Origin of the sequence: Glaciihabitans sp. UYNi722, from assembly GCF_040549465.1 — a bacterium.
Lineage (GTDB): Bacteria > Actinomycetota > Actinomycetes > Actinomycetales > Microbacteriaceae > Lacisediminihabitans.
The window spans coordinates 97,177-116,158 of sequence record NZ_JBEPTL010000012.1 but is presented as its reverse complement, the minus strand read 5'-3'; the positions used below and the strand labels follow the sequence as shown (position 1 = coordinate 116,158).

The following is an 18,982-nucleotide window of genomic DNA, read 5'->3' as shown; positions in this document are numbered from 1 at the left end:
GGCGCGGCATCGCAACCAGATACGACAAACTCGCCCTCACCTACCGCGGCGGAGTCGTCCTTCGGGCCATCACAATCTGGCTCAAACCGTTAGGAAACACGCCCTAGGCGGCCACTGAGGGTTGCTCTGACGATGCTCGAAGTAAGTCGCGAAATTTCGTGGGATGCCGGGGACACCGTTACCTTATTTATTGTCTTTAGGTTACTTTATTAGTCGCAGATAAAATGGTCTAAAGATAGAAATTTGGTTGACATGGATAAGGCACAAAATCCATACACCCCAAACGCCGGCGCATCGCCAGAAATCATTGTCGGTCGCGACGAGCACAAGGAGTCGTTCAAAGTACTCCTCACTCGTTTATCTAGTGGGAGGACCAATCAATCAATGATCATCACGGGGCTCCGCGGCGTAGGAAAAACTGTGCTTCTCAACGAGTTTGCGGAGATCGCCCGCGAGGCGAAGTGGGAAGTGGTGGAATTAGAGGCGAGCAAGTACGACGACAGTCGATTCCGTCAAACAATGTTCACGCAGTTAAAGGCCGTCCTGCTTCGACTGTCCCCAAGAGCACGATGGACCGACCGCAGTCGACGCGCGGCCGAAGTGCTCAGCGCTTTCGGGGCGTCACTAGACAGCTCAGGAGCTTTCAGCGTGTCCTGGGACATCCCACCCGCTGAAGGAGTCGCCGACCACGGCGATCTCGGGATGGATCTCACCGACACGTTTCTTGCAGTCGGTGAGGCAGCGAAGGAGCAAGGACGTGGGGTTGCTCTTCTTATCGACGAAATTCAATTTCTCAGATCAAGTCAGCTCGAGGCATTGATCCAGGCGATCCACAAGACTGTGCAGCGCAAGCTGCCGATTACCTTGGTGGGGGCGGGTCTTCCCCAAATCGCCGAGCTGGCCGGCGACGCCAAATCTTATGCAGAGCGGCTGTTCAACTTCCCGAGGATCGATTCGCTGAATGATCCGGATGCGCGCGAGGCGCTGGAGGCGCCGGCCAAACTTGACGGAGTGAACTACAGTGCCGGGGCGCTCGAGCTCGCGATGCAGACCACAAGGGGCTATCCGTATTTTATCCAAGAGCTGGGCTACCAGGTTTGGGATGTTGCGGAGGGCGACATCATCACGGAGGAGGACGTCAGAGTTGCCCAGGAAGCGTATGAGGCAAAACTGGATGCATCGTTCTTTCGGGTACGTCTTGACCGGGCGACGCCGCTTCAGACTGCGTACATGCGTGCGATGGCACAGCTTGGGCCTGAACCACAGAAGGCGGCCGACGTAGCTCGCGTGATGGAGCGCGATTCGACGCAACTTGGGCCGACCCGGGCAGAACTGATCGATATGGGTCTGCTCTACACCCCAGAGCATGGGTACGCAGCGTTCACCGTTCCGGATTTTGATAAATTCATGCTTCGAGCGGTCCGCGAGCTAGTGATCCCTGCGGTCCAGAAACGAAAGAATAGAAGCAGCTAGGACGTCGAGGGCACAGCGCGTCCCGCAAGACGTTCCGCTCGCGGTCAGCGTGCCGGTCGCATGGGTGGTGCCACCGCACAGACCTGATTTCGAAGTTGGCCGTTTACGGGTGCTTCTCTGCCTGAGAAAGGGACAGAGCGTATTCGGCAGCAAGGGCAGCGCTACTTTCGGGAAACAGCGGAATCGCTGTTTCGGCGTCGTCGATTAGTCTCCACTCGACCCACATCGGCTCGTCGTTATCGCTGAACATTCCGCCCTCCGGCGGAATCACCTCCCCTCCGGCCAGCCGGCTACCAAAGATGAAGACGATCTCGTGGCCAGGCTCCTTGTCGAGGGTGAAAATGTTCTCGACCACACCGAGCAGCTCTGGGTGGACCACGGTGGCGCCGAACTCTTCTCGGATTTCCCGCTTGAAGGCCTGTAGGGACGTCTCGCCGAGCTCGACGCTACCGCCGATCAACCGGTGGAAGCCGGAGGGGTTTTCTAGTGTCGACGGGAACTTGATAACGGCGTGACTTTGGCGATCATCGCTAAGCAAGACGAGCATCGACGTCGCTGGACTCTTGAAGCGACCTCGAAAGACCGCAAAACCCCTGCCCTCCAGGCGGGGGTTTTGCCGTTTCATCGTTGACTATTTCGGTGAGTAATCGGTGAGCGGGGCACATTGACGTCGGCTCAATTTCCGATTGGAGCACTATAAACGCTGGTCGGAGGACATAAAAAGTGCACCCCCCGGGACTTGAACCCGGAACCCACTGATTAAGAGTCAGTTGCTCTGCCAATTGAGCTAGAGGTGCGCAGTGTCTCGACGTTACGCGAGAACCGAAGGTCAACATTAGCATCGTGCGCGACGACCTCGCCAACCGAGGCTCCGACCAGTCCTGAAGAGCGTTCGCTCCGTAGAATTGGTGCATCCCAACGAACGAATTCGAGGAGCAACATGTCGGCATCCGTCAGGCTGGAAGCGGGCGACACCGCACCCGCTTTCACTCTCAACGACCAGGACGACAAGCCGGTCTCCCTCGCCGACTATGCCGGGCAGAAGGTCATCGTCTACTTCTACCCCGCGGCGAGCACGCCAGGATGCACGAAAGAGGCCTGCGACTTCCGCGACAATATCAACTCGCTCAAGTCCGCCGGCTACCAGGTGCTCGGAGTTTCCAAGGACAAGACGGATGCCCTGAGAAAGTTCCAGAAAGAGCAGGGCCTCAACTTCCCCCTGCTCAGCGATCCTGACCTCGCGGTGCACAACGCGTACGGCGCCTACGGCGAGAAGTCGATGTACGGCAAGACAGTCACCGGCACCATCCGCTCCACCTTCGTGGTGGACGAGACAGAAGCCATCCAGCTACCGCTCTACAACGTCAAGGCAACCGGTCATGTCGCCTCGCTGCGCAAGAAGCTCGGCCTCGACGCCTCGACGCCTGACGCCTGACGCCTGACGCTCGAGTCTTAGCCTTCCGGGCGCCGGGTCGCGGCGATCACGGAGGGCGTGAACAGTAGCACCAGCACGAGAACAGCTGGTGCTATCAAAAACCAGCCGAGATCCGGTCGCGGAAAGAATCCCTGGAAGCTGCCGATCGCGATGGCGATTTGCAGCACCTGCCAAACCACGGCGGCGCCGCGGATCCACGGTCGGCCGAGCAGCGCGTGCACGGCCATCGTGCCCAGCCAGATCGCCGCCAATACAGTCAATACGAGGATCGCGACGGCACTCGCATAGGAATCCGGGCGAGCGACCAGCAGCTCCACCACGAGGTAGACAGCCGCGGCCACCAGCGCCGCACACTCGAGGAAAAGGAGCGCCGCAAGCGCCACCAGGAGGGGTGGTCTGCGCGAAATTCCCTGTGTGCTCACAGCTTCGTCCCTTAGTCAACTATTGATTTGCTACAACCAATATGAGATTCTATGTGAGGTTGATTTGCACTCACAGGGCCGTGAGCACTTCCCGGAATTACCATTCTCCCCCTGAATCTTGGTCGTTCGACCTCTGCACAGGACTCTATGGCCCTGCGTTCTGCAACAAAAGGAGCACCCCCTGATGGATTGGCGCGACAAAGCTGCTTGCCTCACAGCCGACCCCGAACTTTTCTTCCCTGTCGGGAACACCGGACCGGCCGTCGACCAGATCGACAAGGCCAAGGCAGTCTGCGGTCGGTGCAGCGTCACCGAAATGTGCCTCCAGTACGCGCTCGAAACCAGCCAGGATTCCGGCGTCTGGGGTGGACTCAGCGAAGACGAGCGTCGCGCCCTCAAGCGTCGCGCCGCACGCGCCCGTCGCGCTTCCTAGCTTCTCACCGCTGACCTCGGTCAGCTCTTCGTCAGCCACGCCAGTGGAATATCGATGGTCACTTCTGTGCCATCGCCCACCATGGTGTGCCAGTCGATCGTGCCGCCCAGTTCGCCCTGGATGAGGGTGCGCACGATCTGAGTGCCGAGCCCCGAGCCGACCTTCCCCTCCGGTAGTCCGCTGCCGTTGTCACGCACCTGCACGCTCAGCGTCTCGTCGGTGCGCTCGGCGATGATCTCGACGATGCCCTCCCGGCCGGCAAGCCCGTGCTCCACCGCGTTGGTGACCAGCTCGGTGAGGGCAAGGGAGAGCGGAGTGGCGTACTCGCTCGGCAGTACGCCGAAGCTGCCGGTGAATTTCGGGTGCGCCTTCGTGTTGTGCGTCGACGCGACCTCGGCGATGAGTTTGAGCACGCGGTCGAAGACCACATCGAAGTCCACGTTCTGATTGAGGCCCTCACTGAGGGTGTCGTGCACCACGGCGATGGCGGCCACGCGACGCATCGCCTGGTTGAGGGACTCGCGCGCCTCGTCCGAGTGGGAGCGGCGGGCCTGGATGCGCAGCAGTGACGCCACCGTCTGGAGGTTGTTCTTGACCCGGTGGTGGATCTCGCGGATCGTGGCATCCTTCGTGATGAGTTCGCGCTCCTGGTGGCGGACCTCTGTCACGTCGCGGCACAGCACGATCGCACCGATGCGCTCACCACGATCCCGGATCGGGATGGCGCGCAACGACACCGTCACGCCTTTGGCTTCGATGTCGGTGCGCCACGGCGCGCGCCCGGTCACCACGAGCGGAAGCGACTCGTCCACGATGAGCTTGCCGGTGAGCAGGGTCGTCGTGACCTCGGCCAGCGACTCACCCTCGAGTTCGCCGGCGAAGCCCATGCGGTTGAACGCCGAGAGACCGTTGGGGCTCGCGAAGGTCACGTTGCCGTCGACATCCAGGCGCAGCAGTCCGTCGGAGGCACGCGGCGCACCACGGCGAGGACCCGTCGGCGCACCGAGATCAGGAAAGTCGCCGGCGCAGATCATGGCGAAGAGATCGCTGGCACACTCGTTGAAGGTGAGCTCCTGGCGGCTCGGCGTGCGTGCTTCGCTCAGATTGGTGTGACGGCTGATGACTGCGATCGGATGCTTCGACGTCTCCGATCCCCCCGCAGAGAGCCGGCGCAGCACCGGTACGGCCCGCACCCTGGTCGGTGTCTCCTCATACCAGTCGGGAGCGGCGGAGTCCACGATCTGCGCGGACTCGAAGGCGTCGGTGACCTGGCTCTTCCATTCCGGTTTGATCGCCTGCCCGACGAAGTCGCGGTAGAACAGCGTCGCAGAACTCGACGGGCGCGCGTGAGCGACGGCCACGAAGCTGCCGTCCTGGGTCGGAACCCAGAGCACGATGTCGGCGAACGCCAGGTCGGCGAGCAACTGCCAGTCACCGACCAGGAGGTGGAGCCACTCGATGTCCGCCGCATCCGAGCGGCCCTGCGCGAGCACGAGATCAGAGAGAGTCGACACGGTTCAAGCTTAGAGTTCGCGCCGAGAGGTCGTGCGCCCTGTGCCAAATGAAGGAGTTCCCGCGCAGTGCCCCCGGAATCTCGGGATAGGAACCGCCACAACAGGCACCATCCCCTTCATTTGGCACTCTGAGCGACGTGGAGAACACTCATCGGCAGGATGACCCGCGTGGCACGGCGTTTTCGATGGCCTGCCCCGGGGTCTCGCGAGAGAATGTCCTCACGCGCGAGAATGGCTCGCGCCGTAGACAGGGGATCACCGTGGCATCGAAGTCCGACAAGAAGCCGACCAGGAAGGCCGATCGCAAGGCCGCGGAAGACAAGCTCAAGAAGCAGCTGCAGAAGGCGAAGAAAGCCCTCGCTGCAGAAAAGACGCAGGCGAAGAAGCTTGCGGACAAAGCCAAGGATGCACTGAAGAAGAACACGGCCAACTCGAAGAAGAAGACGTCGAAGAAGGCCGAGGCCGTGAAGAAGTCCGGCCGCGATGCGAGCAAGAAGACCAGGGACCTGGTGGCGACCGCCGCCCAGATCGTCGCTGCACCAACAAGAAAAGCGGCGCCCGCGAAGAAAGTCGCGCCCACGGCGAAGGGTCAGAAGACCACGCCGACCAGGACACCCCTCCGCCCGCGAACCACGGTTCGAACCGGAACTGCGGCGCCGCGCACAGTCCGCGCTCGCGCACAGGCCTCGCCCACCACGACGCAGAGCCCGACGCCCTCCGAGTCGTGGACCCTCACCGAGCTGCGAACCAAAGCACGCGAAATCGGCCTCACCGGCTATTCGCGGCAGGGCAAGGTCGCACTGCTCGATAGGTTGCGCACTCGCTGATCAACCGGTGACAGCTTCCAGTCTGCGGCGACGTGCCCGCTTCGCTCGACGCGTTGTGGTCGGCTGGCGGGGCAGGATACGTTCCTCGACGAACTGGCCGATCGCCAACCGCGCCGACGATCTGGCCGCGACATCGAACAGCGTCTTGCCGCTGAGGATGGCGGCATCGAGGGCGAGTTGATCGTGCGGCACCAGCACCGGTGAACTGATGCCACCGAATCGCTGCAGCGTCTCCTTCACCTGGGTTGCCGGGCCGAGGCCGATAGCGCTGGCCCGGATCTTGTTCATCACGACGGTGACCCGGCTGGTGACGATCGTCTCGAGAAGATCGACGTGTGCGCGCAGGAACCGCGATAGCCCTACGGGATCGGCCGATCCGACAGCGACGACATGGTCGGCCTCGCGGAGGGCGGCGATCGTGGCGGCATTGCGGCGCGGCGCGAACAGGTCGCTGCTGATCTCCTCGTCGTTCTCGAGACTGGAGCCGGTGTCGATCACGACGTAGTCGACCCAGTCACGGCACGCGGCGATCGCGCCGACCACCCTCTCAGCCGACAGCTCCGGCCAGCGGCTGGGCCTACCGATGCCGGTCAGTACCCAGAAGCCGCCGCGTGCGGAGAGATAGCGTTGCCCGATCCTCTCCAGTTCTGCGCGATCAAGGCTGCCTGCCCCGGCAAGGCGACAGGCTGCGGCGAAGCCAGGCGCCTCATCCAGCAACCCGAGGGCCGGCGCGATCGACCCGCTGTGCGTATCGACGTCGGCGAGCGCGACGGTATGGCCGGCCGCCGCCAGTTCCGCCGCGAGATTGATCGCGAGAGTGGTTCTGCCCGGCGAGCCGGCCGGACCCCAGACCGCGAGCACGGTTCCCAGATGCCGCTCCCCCGCGACCGGTGTCGGCGCCACGTCCCCGAGAAGCACGGTCTCGATCTCGATCCACTCCGCGTCGACGGCCACGACCTCGTGCAGGCCGAGATCCGCGGCCTGGCGGCGGTCGGCCTCCGAGGCGATCATGGCCACCACCCTCACGCCCACGGCATCCGCCTCCGCCATCAGGCGGTCGTTGAGATAGCGGGATGCCGCGGAGACGACCGCATACTCCGCCCCGACGCCGCTGAGCGACGCCGCCAGTTCGTCAGCGCTCGAGCAGCGGGCGACCAGGTCGTATCCGTGACGCACCAGGTCGATCGACAGTCGGTCCTCGGCGTCGAGCGGGAGCGCCAGCGCGATGCGTGCCATCGGTCAGCCCTTCGCCGGAAGGCTCACCGGCACGAGTGAGATCGCGTCGTCGTTGGCGATCGCCTCGAGTACGCGCGCCGTCTTGGTTCGCGGCACCAGTACTTCGACGGATTCCCCGCCCTGGTCGGCGATGATGCCTTTCGACTCGACAATGCGCACGACGGCGGCCGAGGAGACCAGAACGGCCGGCGGCCCGAACGCTCCGTTCTCTGTCTCGTGAGCCGACCAGATGTCGACGCTGGTGCCTGCCTCGATGGAGCGAGCGAGTTCGCCCCGGACGCTCACGACGATGGAGGCGACCGTCACGCCGGCCGGACTGCCAACCGCGGACGCCGGTACAAGCTCCCCCGCGGAGACCGACCTGGTCACGACGAATCCGGCATCCGGAACGTCATCACCCGTGAGGTACTTTCCTTCCGCGCCGTCCAGCCTCACGCTCTGGGACACGAGATCACCTGCGTCGATGCGGTCGCCAGGACTCAGCGCGGCGCGGGCCGCCAGAACCTGCACGCTACTGTCAGCGGTCGACACCAGCCAGAGCACACCGATGACGGAGGCTGCCACCAGCCCGAGACCGACGGCGAAGCGAGGGTCGAACCACCATGATCTCGATCCGCCCTCCTTCCGTTGCGAGGTTGTCGTGGAACTCATGCTCGTCTCCCGGCTCGTGATGTCGCAGCTGCGTGTCTCCATGGTCGCGAGGGTCGGCGGATGCGGGGAAAGTTATCCACACCCCCGTTCCCACCCGCCCTTCGCGCACATAATCGAGGGATGAACGATGCGAACTCCCCCGAATCGGAGGTTTCCGGCACGCTCGGGCGCTTTCTCACGCTCGCGGACACGGCGGAGATTCTCAACGTATCGGCCAGCCAGGCCTATGCTCTCGTTCGCTCGGGAGAACTGCCGGCGATCAAGATCGGCGGGCACGGTCACTGGCGGGTGGAGCGCTCGGTGCTCGAGTCCTACATCGAAGCCAAGTACGAAGAGGCTCGGCGCATGAGCCTCTGGAACCAGTCGGAATACGCGAGCCTGCCCGAGTACTCCTTCGACGCCAACCGGCGCGATCAGACCCGCAGCAGCTGGACCTGATCGAAGGGCACCAGCCGATACTGGGTGACCGCATTCTCGCGACGCGGGGTTCCGGCGTCGTGGATCGCCAGATCGAGATGGTCACGACCGACCCTGTCGATGGTGCCGTGCAACGTGCCGGACGCGACCTGCACGTCGACCGCCCGACGACGACGACACAGGTCGCGAAGAACGAAACTCAGCCCGAGCCGAGCCGACAGTCCGTGCGCTGGCTCCGGGATCGAGGCGGAGGCCAGGCTGCCCGCGACCTGGTCGCGACTCAGCACCAGGCTGGCGATCGCTGCGATCGGCAGGATGCACTGCGACTGGCGTTGCGACTCCTCGACCAGGTCACCCGAGATCCAGTCCCGCCCGATGGTGCGCGGCAGCACCGCGATGATCGTGCCGGTGCACAGCATTACCCGGATCGGACCGTGGATGCCGCCACTCTCGTGCATCGCCATGATGCGATCGCGTACCGAGAGCCGACCGAGCCGCAGTCGCTCCTCCTCGGCCTGGAGGTCGATCTCTTCGGCGCTCAGCTCCTGCTCCAGCTGGCTTTCCAGGTCGTCGAAGAGGTTGTCCCAGCGCATGGAAGGAAACTAGTCATGTCGGGGGCCGTGGCGGGGAGGTTATCCACAGCCCCACATTGGGGCGTGGACATCCGCTTGCATCTACTGCTTTAGTGACTAACCAAGGGCGTCTCCCCCCGTTCGGGGGTGGGGAGTCGGCGCCCTCGACCTCACGAGTTTCGGAGCCCGCTATGAGCACGACAGTTCCGCTAGGCCAGCCAGACGAGGCATCGGCGCAGGAGATTCTGCCGAGCAAAGTCATCAAGTCGCGTTTCCACTCCGACGATTTCTTCGGCCTGCAGCCTGCTTCGCGATCATCGCTACCGAACCCGGAGCCGCTGCTGGAGAACCTCACACGCTGTGTCATCGAGATCCTGGCCGGCGCCCGCGAACTCGAACAGATCTCCCGCTGGGTCACCGACGACGTTTACCGAAACCTGCTGAAACGGGTCGTGCTGTCGGCGAGGGGCCGCCAGGCCAGGGGCCAGGCCGTTACCCGCCCCAGCTTCACGATCGGCTCCACCTCGATCAGCGAACCGCGCGACGGCGTGGTGGAAGCCGTGGTCATCGTCAGCGGACGGGCTCGCACCCGCGCTGTCGCCCTGCGCCTCGAGGGCCTGGACAATCGCTGGCGGGCGACCGCCATCAACGTGCTCTAGCGGTCGTCCTCATCGTCGATCTCGGCGAGGGCATCGTCCCGCGCGGAACTGGCCCGCGCAACGATCTGCGCGCCAACCTCTTCACCGCGGTCGCGCAGCTCAGAGGCGGTCGCCGTGACGCGATCCCTTACGTCGTCCGCGGTGTCAGTGACCAGAGTTGCTGCATCCTTGGCCACGTCGGCGGCACGCTCGGCCACATCGCCCGCGGTGGTCGCGGTCTTGCCGGCGACATCCCTTGCGGTGTGGGTGACGGTCTGCGAGACATCCTTCGCCAGAGTCGCTGTGCGCTCCGCGACGTTTCGCGCGGTCGACGCTGTCGTGCGAGCACCCTCCGAGATCGCTCCCGGGGCCGCTTTAGCCAGAGACTCTGCTCTCGCTCGGATGACCGGAACCTGCTGGCGCGCGTAACTCTCCACCTCTTCGCGCCTCCTGCGCACTGCCGGACTCTCCCAGAGTCGTGCCGCACTCCCGCGAATCTGTTCGTAGCGCTCACGCCCCGCCCGTGCACCGAGCACGAAGCCGAGAGCAAGACCGACGAGGAGCGGGAGTTTGGATCTCATGCCCCCAGCCTAAGTGGGTGCGACGACACCGGGTAGGGCTTGACTCCCGACGAACGGTTAGCGTCCCTTGTTCTTGCCCTGGGCCCGACGCTCCGCACGGTTGACGGGTGCCGCAGTATCGCCGCCGGTGTTCTGTCCGAATGCACCACGCTGACCCTCCGCGGTCGCCGCCCGACCGAAGGAGGCTCCGCCCGTGTCGGCATTGGCGGATTCCTGCTTCTCCTGCGCCTTGGCCGTCGATCCCTGGTCGAGCTGGCCGCGCGCGTTGCGAACCTCCACCTCGCCCTGGTTATCGGCGTTCGGGGCTGAGTAGCTCAACCGCTCGACGGGGGCCCCGGATGCTCCGAGCCCCTTCGCCGCGACGGTCGGAACAGCGGCGGTGGCCTCGCCACCGGTGACCTCGACCTCGAGGTTGAACAGGAAGCCGACGGACTCCTCGCGGATCTGGCCCATCATGCTCTGATACAGGGCGAAACCCTCACGCTGGTACTCGACCAGCGGGTCGCGCTGCGCCATGGCGCGCAGGCCGATGCCGTCTTTGAGGTAGTCCATCTCGTAGAGGTGGTCTCTCCAACGACGGTCGATCACGGAGAGCACGACACGACGTTCGAGCTCGCGCATGGCCGGTTCACCAAGAGCTTTGGTGCGCGACTCGTACTGCAGCCGGGCATCCGAGAGAATCTCTTCGCTCAGAAGGGCGCCCGTGATCTTGTTGCGCGCACCGGCCTCGGTGAGCAGTTCGTCGATGGTGATGGACACGGGGTAGAGCGTGCCGAGTTCTGTCCAGAGCGCCTCGAAGTCCCAGTCGTCGGCGTGGCCATCTGCCGTGTGCACCTCGACGACCTCGGTGATGACATCCTCCAGGAACTTCTGCGTGCGGTCCTGCAGATCGTCGCCCTCGAGGATGTGTCGGCGGTCGCCGTAGATCGCCTCGCGCTGGCGATTGAGAACATCGTCGTACTTGAGCACATTCTTGCGGATCTCGGCGTTGCGAGCCTCGACCTGGCTTTGGGCACTGCGGATGGCACGGCTCACCACCTTCGACTCGATGGCGAGATCGTCGGGCACATTGCCACGACCCATCAGCGATTCCGCCGCGGCCGAGTTGAACAGCCGCATCAGGTCGTCGGTAAGGGACAGGTAGAAGCGGCTCTCGCCCGGGTCGCCCTGGCGTCCGGAGCGACCACGCAGCTGGTTGTCGATGCGGCGCGACTCGTGGCGCTCGGTGCCGAGCACGTAGAGACCACCGGCTGCGACGACCTTCTCCGCCTCTTCGGAGGAGATGGACCTTGCACGATCGAAGACCGCGTTCCACTCGGTCTCGTACTCATCTGGGGTGTCGACCGGACTGAGTCCGCGCTGGTTCATCTCGGCGACCGCGAGGAACTCGGCGTTACCACCGAGCATCACGTCGGTACCGCGACCCGCCATGTTGGTGGCGACGGTGACGGAACCGAGACGACCGGCCTGCGCCACGATTGCGGCCTCACGCGCGTGGTTCTTGGCGTTCAGCACCTCGTGCTTGACGCCGCGCTTGGCGAGCAGCTTGGAGAGATATTCGCTCTTCTCGACGCTGGTCGTGCCGACGAGCACCGGCTGACCCTTCTCGTGGCGCTTGACGATGTCTTCGACGACCTGGCCGAATTTGGCCTCCTCGTTCTTGTAGACGAGGTCGGACTGGTCGAGCCGCAGCATCGGCTTGTTGGTGGGGATGGCCACCACGCCGAGCTTGTAGGTGCTCATGAATTCCGCGGCTTCGGTCTCGGCCGTACCGGTCATACCGGAGAGCTTCTTGTAGAGGCGGAAGTAGTTCTGCAGCGTCACGGTGGCGAGGGTCTGGTTCTCGGCCTTGACCTCGACACCCTCCTTGGCCTCGATGGCCTGGTGGATGCCCTCGTTGTAGCGGCGACCCATCAGGATGCGGCCGGTGTGCTCATCGACGATGAGGACCTCGCCGTTCATCACGACGTAGTCCTTGTCTTTCTTGAACAGCGCATCCGCTTTGATCGAGTTGTTCAGGAAGGAGATGAGCGGGGTATTGGCCGACTCGTAGAGGTTGTCGATGCCGAGGTAGTCCTCGACCTTCTCGATGCCCGGCTCGAGCACGCCGACGGTGCGCTTCTTCTCGTCGACCTCGTAGTCGAGTTCTGGCACAAGACGCTTGGCGAGGTTGGCGAACTCGGCGAACCACCGGTTGGCCTCACCGGATGCTGGACCCGAGATGATCAGCGGGGTGCGGGCTTCGTCGATGAGGATCGAGTCGACCTCGTCGACGATCGCGTAGTTGTGGCCGCGCTGCACCATGTCGCTCGCCTGCCACGCCATGTTGTCGCGCAGATAGTCGAAGCCGAACTCGTTGTTGGTGCCGTAGGTGATGTCGGCGGCGTACTGCTCACGACGTTCTGCGGGCGTCTGCCCGGAGAGGATGACGCCGGTGCTCATGCCGAGCGCGCGGAACACCCGTCCCATCAGCTCCGACTGGTAGCTGGCCAGGTAGTCGTTGACAGTGATGACATGGACGCCACGGGAGGGGATCGCGTTGAGGTACGCCGAAAGCGTGGCGACGAGGGTCTTACCCTCTCCGGTCTTCATCTCGGCGATGTTGCCGAGGTGGAGAGCCGCGCCACCCATGAGCTGTACGTCGAAGTGGCGCATGCCGAGGGTGCGGGTCGCTGCCTCTCGAATAGCGGCGAAGGCCTCAGGGAGCAGGTCTTCGAGCGACTCGCCGTTGGAATAGCGCTCGCGGAACTCGACGGTCTCCTTCTTGAGGTCCTCGTCGCTGAGTTCCTTGAAATCGTCTTCCAGGTGATTCACGGCCTGCGCGTAGCGCTCGAGGCGCCGCAGGGTTCGGCCCTCACCAACGCGGAGGACCCTTTCAAGAACGTTGGCCACTGCTCACTCCAGATACATTCGGCGGTCGGGTTATGAATCGGGTACCGCTTGGCACCAGGTCGTTCCCGCAAGCGTATGGCTGACATCGCACCGCGAAATCGGCGCGACTGTAACCAGTTCGTAATGCTAGCAAGCCTAGCCCGTGGCTTTCCTGACGGCGGTGCTATACGCCATGCGCGTACGCCCAAAAAGGACTGGCAACCGAACTGGGACCACCACGTCTAGCTCCGCGATGGCCCCAGGGTCTCCGTCTGTCTAGCGGCGCATCTTGCGGGTGGCCGTGGCCACCTCCTGCAACTCTGTCGCCGAATCGTCGAGCCCGATCACGCCGTAGTCCCAGCCTTTGCGACGGTAGACGACGCTCGGTCGGTCGGTCTCGGCATCCATGAAGAGGTAGAAGTCGTGGCCGACCAGTTCCATGTAGTAGAGGGCGTCATCTACCGTCATCGGCACGGATGCGAACACCTTCTTGCGGATGACGACCGGACTCCACTCCACCTCGGCCTCCTCGTCCGGCGACTCCCCCACCACATCGATCGAACCGGTGCGCACTTTTTCCATCACGGCGGCGTCGGCAGGGCGGATGTCCGTCACGCTGAACCCGCCAGCGCTCGCCTCGCGCAGGGAGGTCGGACGATGCTGCCCGCGATGGACCTTCTGCCGGTCTTTCGCTCGGCGTAACCGTTCGACCAGTTTGTCGAGGGCGAGATCGAGGGCGACGTACTTGTCGGATCCGCTGGACTCCGCGCGCACCAGAGGACCAGGCCCGATGAGAGTCAGTTCGACGCGGTCGTCGCCGCTTGTACCGTTCTTCTCACTGTGCCGACTGACCTTGATTTCGAACGCAAGCGCCTTCTCGGCGAGATGGGATATCTTCTCCGCCTTCTCCGTTGCGTAGTCCCGGAATCGATCAGTGATCCCTAGGTTGCGACCGTTGATGGAAATTTCCATGGCGTCCTCCTAGTTCCGTTCGGCGCGACGCCCGGTGGAACCAGGCGATACTTCCGCGCCTCTTTTGCCCACCGTAGACCTGTGACCCTGTGCTTGTCACGGGTTTCGCTTGGCGTGACCTAGGAATCGCCGAAGTACCTCGGAGTGAAGGCCAGGGTGGCCGCGCCGATCACCTCGCCACCGCCGTCACGCACGGCCCGAGCGGCCTCCGCCAGCGTCGCTCCTGTCGTCACGACGTCGTCGACCAGCAGGAATCTGCGCCCCGCGAGCTGGCCGGTGACAGCCAGCGATCCGGCGAGGTTGAGCTCGCGCTCGTGTCGACCGAGCGTCTTCTGGTGCGCCCGCTCGTGCGACGCAGACAGCACGGGCGACGGCCGTGGCAGGTGCGCACGGCGCAACAGGAAGCGCACCGGATCGTAACCGCGGCGGCGGAAGCCATCCCGGCTGGCCGGGATCGAGACGAGCTCCACGCGTCCGGCGACAGCGGAGGCGATCGCGGTGGCGAAGGATGCCGCAAGTGGACGCGCGACATCCGTTCTGCCCTGTTCTTTGAAAGCGAGGATCGCACGACGCGCCACCTTCTCGTAGCTGACGGCCGAGACGACGGACATCCCGTCGACGAGCTGCTGGCGATGCAATGTCGGACGGAGAGCGGACCGGCAAATGAGGCAGAGCGCCCGGTCGTCCGCGCCGCAACCAGCGCAGCTGACCGGCAGGAGCACCGCCCACGCGTCGAGCGCGGCTCCGAGCATCGCGCCGAGCAGCAGTGAGGCCATCGGCCAAGGATGCCGCGCCAGCGAGCAGCCGCCGGACTACGGCGAGGAATCTGTGGAGAGCCGCGCCGTCAGCGCTGGGTGGCGATGAAGTCGGCGGTGATCTTGCTGCTCTGCCAGCTGCCGCGATAGGTCCAGATCGTGTGGTCGGCGCCGAGCGCCCGCAGACCGTCCTGGCCGCTGTTGCCGCCGACGATGGCGGCGGCAGGCACGAAGGGGTCGAGCGACACGCGCTGGCCTCCCACGGTGAACAGCTGGACGTTGGACTGTCCCTCGCTGATCACCAGGGTGGCGACGGTCAGCTGGTCGGCCCAGGATGCGTCCACAGCCACGTCGCCGTCGAAGGACACGTCGAGGATGGGGGTACCGAGGCTCAGCGGCACCTGCTTCTCGTCGCGCAGGATTGCGGCGACGACCAGCCGAGGCCCGGTGCTCGTGGAGAGCAGGATCGCGACTCGCGCGCCGTCCCGTGAAATCTCGAGTGAGACGATTTGTGCGTCGGCCGGTAGCCCAGGCGAGGTCAGCTGATGCAGTTGACCTGTCTCGTCGTAGACGTTGATCGCGTTCGGACTACTCGTAGGCACCGACCAGACGTAGCCGCTCTCGTCGAGGGAGGGCGGGATGAGTCCGGGCCGCGTGTCGATCGGAGGAGCCGTAGCGGTGGCCGCCGTCGTTCCCTTGCGCACGATCGAGACACCGCCCCTCGCGAGCACGGCGGCGACGGTCTGGTCGGAGGAGAGGGTCGCAGCATCCGGATTCAGAGCGACGACCTTGGTGCTGAGGCCACTCAGCGACGCCACCTTGCCATTGGCGTAGAAGCCGAACTCGTTCTGGCGAAAGACGAGAGCCTGTGGATCGACTTTGGTGTCGGCTTGCGGCCCGCTCGCCCCGAGGTCATCGATCTGCAACGGTGTTCCCTCGACAGACAGGCTCACGCGCGAGATGCTCGGCACCGACCTGAGGCTCTCCGAGAGCTGTACCTGCATGAGTTGGCGGTCCTTGGCCGTCGCTGCGGACGCCTCCTTGCTGAGGTCGACGCGCGCGACGCCGGAGTCCACGACGACCGAACTGCCGTCCGAGAGCTGCGTGCCGTCGGGGAACCGGGAGAAGACAGAACCCGTGAGCCAGGCCGGTGGTCCCTGCAGGAGGGCGGCGGCGACCCTGGTGGCGGCTGTGCCGTTCGGAAACCAGCGCAGGTCGGGCACGAGATGCTGGTTGTCGGCGTCGAAAAAATAGATCGGACTCGGCACGAAGATGCGCTGGAAGGTCTGGTCGGAGAGCACGATTCCGGATGGCGCGGAGCTGATGCGCCACTGCCCACGCTCCTTGACGAAGGAGAAGTCGAGAGTGAATGGCTGGCTGCCGCCTTTGTAGGCTCCGAAGGGGTCCACCGTCGCCGAGGCGGTGAATGAGTACTCCATGCTCGTGTCGTCGACCTGTGCGATGCGGGCGGGACCGTTGCGCACCTGTACGGCGGTGCGCGGATCCCACTTGCTCTGGAAGTCGCTCGACAGGTACTGCTTCGCCACCGCGTAACCGTTGGTCGCCGAGGTGAAGGCTGCGACAAATCCCTTGAGGATGTCCTGCTGTTTCGCCCCGGCCACGGGGCCTTCCGGGTTGTACTGCACGTTTCCGCCGCTGGAGTCCTCGTTGATGGACACCCCCTGGTCGACGGATCCGGATGACGGGATGCTCACGCACGCCGACAGTGAGGCGATCACGGCGAGCGAGAGGAGAACGGCCAGGCCGCGGCGGCGATCAGACACTGTCGATCCCCTCGATCGGAATGGAGTCATCGGGCGGCAGTTCGAGCGGCGAGCTGATGATCGGCAGCTCTGGATCGCGCGGAAGGGTCAACCGAAAGCAGGTGCCGATGCCGAGCTCAGACCAAACTTCGAGCCAGCCGTCGTGCAGCGTGGCGTCCTCGAGGGAGATCGCGAGGCCGAGGCCGGTTCCGCCTATCGTGCGTTGGCGGGACGGGTCGGCGCGCCAGAAACGGTCGAATACGCGTAAGGCCTGGGTGGGCGTCATCCCGATGCCGTAGTCACGCACCGCCAGGGCGATCGCGCTCTCGTTGCTGTCCACCATCACCACGATGGGCTTGCCCTCGCCGTGTTCGACAGCGTTGCCGAGCAGGTTGCGCAGGATGCGGCGGATGCGGCGGGCATCGACCTCCGCCTCGAAGTAGCCGCCAGGGGCCACCACCCGCAACTCGGAGCCGCGCTCCTCGGCGAGCGGCTGCATGGAGTCGACGGCGTCTTCGACCAAGCGCACCAGGTTGGTCGGTTCGAGTTCCAGCTCGACGGCTCCGGCATCGTAGCGACTCACCTCGAGCAGGTCGGCCAGCAGGATCTCGAAGCGCTGCACCTGCGTGTGCAGGAGTTCGGCGGTACGCGCTGTGGATGGCGTGAACTGGTCGCGCTGGTCGTAGAGCACGTCGCCGGCCAGCCTGATGGTGGTGAGGGGAGTACGAAGCTCGTGGGAGACATCCGAAACGAAGCGCTGCTGAACACGTGACAGCTCGGCGAGCTTGATGATCTGCTGCTGCAGGCTGTCGGCCATGCCGTTGAAGGATCGGGCGAGGGTGGCGATCACATCCTCCCCCTTTTCCGGGATCCGCTGCTCCAGTTGGCCTGCGGCCAGCCTCTCACTGGTTTCTGCGGCGAGCCTGATCGGTCCGACCACGAGCCGCACGACGACATAGGTGACGGCTCCGATCAGCAGCACGAGGGCGAGGCCGCCGAGCACGAGGGTCTGGGTCACGAAGTTCAGGGTCTGCTGCGAATCGCCAAGCGGATAGACGAGGTACAGCTCGTAGTTGCCTGCGCCGGGTGCCAGAACCTGCGAGCCGACGATGATCGCCGGCTCTCCCCCGGCCAGACTCACCGACTGGTACTGCACGTGTGTCGGATCAGCCGTGACGCTCTTCCGTAGTGAGCTGGTCACGACGTCCTGCGGGAAGTCGGGAGTGCTGATCGGCTGCATGGACTGCGGGGTCACCTGGCCAGGGGTGCGCATCAAGGCGAAAGTGATTCCCTCGGCATTGGCTGAGGCCGGAATCAGCTTGTCCCGCACCGTACCGGCAAGGCTGTCCAGCTCGACGGGGGCGCCCTGTCCGCCCGTGGTTTCCGCCGTGCTGAAGATATCCTGCGCCAGGTTGTGAGCGGTTCTCGCCGCATCCTGAACCGAGGAGCTGCGCGAAGCGAAAAGGTTGTTGCCGATGCTGATGGAGATGTACGAGCCGATGATGAGCACGGCCAGACCGGAGAGCACCACCGTGATCGCGACAGTGCGAAACTGCAGCGACGTGCGCCAGAATCGCGCCAGCCGACCGGGGTACAACCGCCAGTCCAGAGGTTTCATACTGCTCGCAGGTTAGCTGCTGGTGCCTGCACGATAACCGACTCCGCGAACCGTCATGACGATGCGCGGGTTGTCAGGGTCTTCCTCGACCTTCGCGCGCAGTCGTTGCACATGCACGTTGACGAGCCTGGTGTCGGCCTTGTAGTGGTAGCCCCAGACCTGCTCGAGCAGCATCTCCCTGGTGAACACCTGCTGCGGCTTGAGTGCCAGCGCCAGCAGCAACTCGAATTCGAGCGGCGTGAGGTTGATCTTGGCAGATCCGCGCGTGACCTCGTGGCCTGCCACGTCGAGCTGAAGGTCGCCGACCTGGAGCACGTTGGTGGATGCCGCGGGCGTCGGTCGAAGCCTGGTGCGGATGCGCGCGACCAACTCCTTGGGGTTGAAGGGCTTGACCACGTAATCGTCTGCGCCGCTTTCGAGGCCGCGTACGACATCCGTGGCATCGGATTTGGCGGTGAGCATGATGATCGGCACGCCAGACTCCCCGCGGATCTCGGCGCACACCTCGATACCGTTCTTGCCGGGCAGCATGAGGTCGAGCAGCACGAGGTCGGGCTTCGACGAGTGGAAGGCCTCGAGTGCCGCGCCGCCGTCACCGCAGAAGGAGGGCTCGAAGCCCTCCGAGCGCAGGACGATGCCGATCATTTCCGAGAGGGCAGTGTCATCGTCGACTACAAGAATGCGTGCTGTCATCGTCCCGTCTTCGTAATCGGCACTCCCATAACACGAGGGTGCGGTAGCTTTCGCACAAGAGTAGCTGAGTGTGAAAGCATTATCGCCGTGGGTCTCGCGCCCGTGGCACAC

The 18,982-nt window shown here is 64.3% G+C and carries 19 protein-coding genes and 1 tRNA gene; 6 read left to right on the top strand and 14 right to left on the bottom strand.

All coding sequences use genetic code 11. The annotated features are described in order from the left end of the window. The first annotated feature begins 252 nt into the window (after positions 1-252). Positions 253-1,473, top strand: coding sequence for an ATP-binding protein (locus ABIB56_RS10740; protein ID WP_354569199.1), 1,221 nt, complete (start codon positions 253-255; stop codon positions 1,471-1,473). A 103-nt stretch (positions 1,474-1,576) separates the two neighbouring features. On the opposite strand, the gene ABIB56_RS10735 is transcribed toward ABIB56_RS10740, so the two are convergent. After that, positions 1,577-2,098, bottom strand: a complete 522-nt coding sequence (locus ABIB56_RS10735) for an NUDIX domain-containing protein (protein WP_354569198.1) — start codon at positions 2,096-2,098, stop codon at positions 1,577-1,579. Positions 2,099-2,197: 99 nt separating this feature from the next. Beyond that, positions 2,198-2,270: transfer RNA gene (locus ABIB56_RS10730), tRNA-Lys, on the bottom strand. A gap of 143 nt (positions 2,271-2,413) precedes the next feature. Here ABIB56_RS10730 and bcp point away from each other — a divergent pair. After that, on the top strand, positions 2,414-2,908 hold the full coding sequence (gene bcp / locus ABIB56_RS10725) for a thioredoxin-dependent thiol peroxidase (RefSeq protein ID WP_354569197.1): 495 nt from the start codon (positions 2,414-2,416) through the stop codon (positions 2,906-2,908). A 17-nt stretch (positions 2,909-2,925) separates the two neighbouring features. Here bcp and ABIB56_RS10720 read toward each other — a convergent pair whose 3' ends face one another. Continuing rightward, complete coding sequence (locus ABIB56_RS10720) at positions 2,926-3,330, bottom strand: hypothetical protein (RefSeq protein ID WP_354569196.1); 405 nt, start codon at positions 3,328-3,330, stop codon at positions 2,926-2,928. Between the two features lie 184 nt (positions 3,331-3,514). Between ABIB56_RS10720 and ABIB56_RS10715 the strand changes: the two genes are divergently transcribed. Then, positions 3,515-3,763 (top strand): WhiB family transcriptional regulator, encoded by a 249-nt coding sequence (locus ABIB56_RS10715; RefSeq protein ID WP_106211143.1) that lies wholly within the window; start codon positions 3,515-3,517, stop codon positions 3,761-3,763. 20 nt (positions 3,764-3,783) lie between these two features. Here ABIB56_RS10715 and ABIB56_RS10710 read toward each other — a convergent pair whose 3' ends face one another. Then, a complete protein-coding gene (locus tag ABIB56_RS10710; RefSeq protein ID WP_354569195.1) occupies positions 3,784-5,277 on the bottom strand; it encodes a sensor histidine kinase in 1,494 nt (497 codons plus the stop codon). A gap of 260 nt (positions 5,278-5,537) precedes the next feature. Between ABIB56_RS10710 and ABIB56_RS10705 the strand changes: the two genes are divergently transcribed. After that, positions 5,538-6,104, top strand: a complete 567-nt coding sequence (locus tag ABIB56_RS10705; protein WP_354569194.1) for a hypothetical protein — start codon at positions 5,538-5,540, stop codon at positions 6,102-6,104. On the opposite strand, the gene ABIB56_RS10700 is transcribed toward ABIB56_RS10705, so the two are convergent. Together ABIB56_RS10700 and ABIB56_RS10695 are read right to left on the bottom strand one after the other, a co-directional pair. Further along, positions 6,105-7,340 (bottom strand): CpaE/TadZ family protein, encoded by a 1,236-nt coding sequence (locus ABIB56_RS10700; protein ID WP_354569193.1) that lies wholly within the window; start codon positions 7,338-7,340, stop codon positions 6,105-6,107. It lies immediately after the preceding gene. Between the two features lie 3 nt (positions 7,341-7,343). After that, positions 7,344-7,991, bottom strand: a complete 648-nt coding sequence (locus ABIB56_RS10695; RefSeq protein ID WP_354569192.1) for an SAF domain-containing protein — start codon at positions 7,989-7,991, stop codon at positions 7,344-7,346. Positions 7,992-8,111: 120 nt separating this feature from the next. On the opposite strand from ABIB56_RS10695, the gene ABIB56_RS10690 reads away from it, so the two are divergent. After that, positions 8,112-8,429, top strand: a complete 318-nt coding sequence (locus ABIB56_RS10690; RefSeq protein ID WP_354569191.1) for a helix-turn-helix domain-containing protein — start codon at positions 8,112-8,114, stop codon at positions 8,427-8,429. On the opposite strand, the gene ABIB56_RS10685 is transcribed toward ABIB56_RS10690, so the two are convergent. Next, positions 8,405-9,001 carry a hypothetical protein gene (locus tag ABIB56_RS10685; RefSeq protein ID WP_354569190.1) on the bottom strand — a complete coding sequence of 199 codons (597 nt, stop codon included), beginning with the start codon at positions 8,999-9,001 and terminating at the stop codon, positions 8,405-8,407. The two genes, ABIB56_RS10690 and ABIB56_RS10685, sit on opposite strands and share 25 nt — an antisense overlap. A gap of 170 nt (positions 9,002-9,171) precedes the next feature. Between ABIB56_RS10685 and ABIB56_RS10680 the strand changes: the two genes are divergently transcribed. Then, a complete protein-coding gene (locus tag ABIB56_RS10680; protein ID WP_354569189.1) occupies positions 9,172-9,639 on the top strand; it encodes an Rv3235 family protein in 468 nt (155 codons plus the stop codon). Here ABIB56_RS10680 and ABIB56_RS10675 read toward each other — a convergent pair. From ABIB56_RS10675 to mtrA, 7 genes are all read right to left on the bottom strand, one after another. Continuing rightward, complete coding sequence (locus tag ABIB56_RS10675; protein WP_354569188.1) at positions 9,636-10,199, bottom strand: protoporphyrinogen oxidase; 564 nt, start codon at positions 10,197-10,199, stop codon at positions 9,636-9,638. The genes ABIB56_RS10680 and ABIB56_RS10675 overlap by 4 nt on opposite strands. 57 nt (positions 10,200-10,256) lie before the next feature. Then, positions 10,257-13,091: a preprotein translocase subunit SecA gene (gene secA, locus ABIB56_RS10670; RefSeq protein ID WP_354569187.1), complete on the bottom strand. Its 2,835-nt coding sequence runs from the start codon at positions 13,089-13,091 to the stop codon at positions 10,257-10,259. A 255-nt stretch (positions 13,092-13,346) separates the two neighbouring features. Then, positions 13,347-14,042: a ribosome hibernation-promoting factor, HPF/YfiA family gene (gene hpf / locus ABIB56_RS10665; RefSeq protein ID WP_354569186.1), complete on the bottom strand. Its 696-nt coding sequence runs from the start codon at positions 14,040-14,042 to the stop codon at positions 13,347-13,349. A gap of 119 nt (positions 14,043-14,161) precedes the next feature. Beyond that, positions 14,162-14,818 carry a ComF family protein gene (locus tag ABIB56_RS10660; protein ID WP_354569185.1) on the bottom strand — a complete coding sequence of 219 codons (657 nt, stop codon included), beginning with the start codon at positions 14,816-14,818 and terminating at the stop codon, positions 14,162-14,164. 68 nt (positions 14,819-14,886) lie between these two features. Further along, positions 14,887-16,581: an LpqB family beta-propeller domain-containing protein gene (locus ABIB56_RS10655; RefSeq protein ID WP_354569184.1), complete on the bottom strand. Its 1,695-nt coding sequence runs from the start codon at positions 16,579-16,581 to the stop codon at positions 14,887-14,889. Next, positions 16,574-18,178, bottom strand: coding sequence for an MtrAB system histidine kinase MtrB (gene mtrB / locus ABIB56_RS10650; protein WP_354569183.1), 1,605 nt, complete (start codon positions 18,176-18,178; stop codon positions 16,574-16,576). Before mtrB ends, ABIB56_RS10655 begins: the two co-directional genes overlap by 8 nt. 12 nt (positions 18,179-18,190) lie before the next feature. Beyond that, positions 18,191-18,871: an MtrAB system response regulator MtrA gene (gene mtrA, locus ABIB56_RS10645; protein ID WP_354569182.1), complete on the bottom strand. Its 681-nt coding sequence runs from the start codon at positions 18,869-18,871 to the stop codon at positions 18,191-18,193. Between the last annotated feature and the right edge of the window lie 111 nt (positions 18,872-18,982).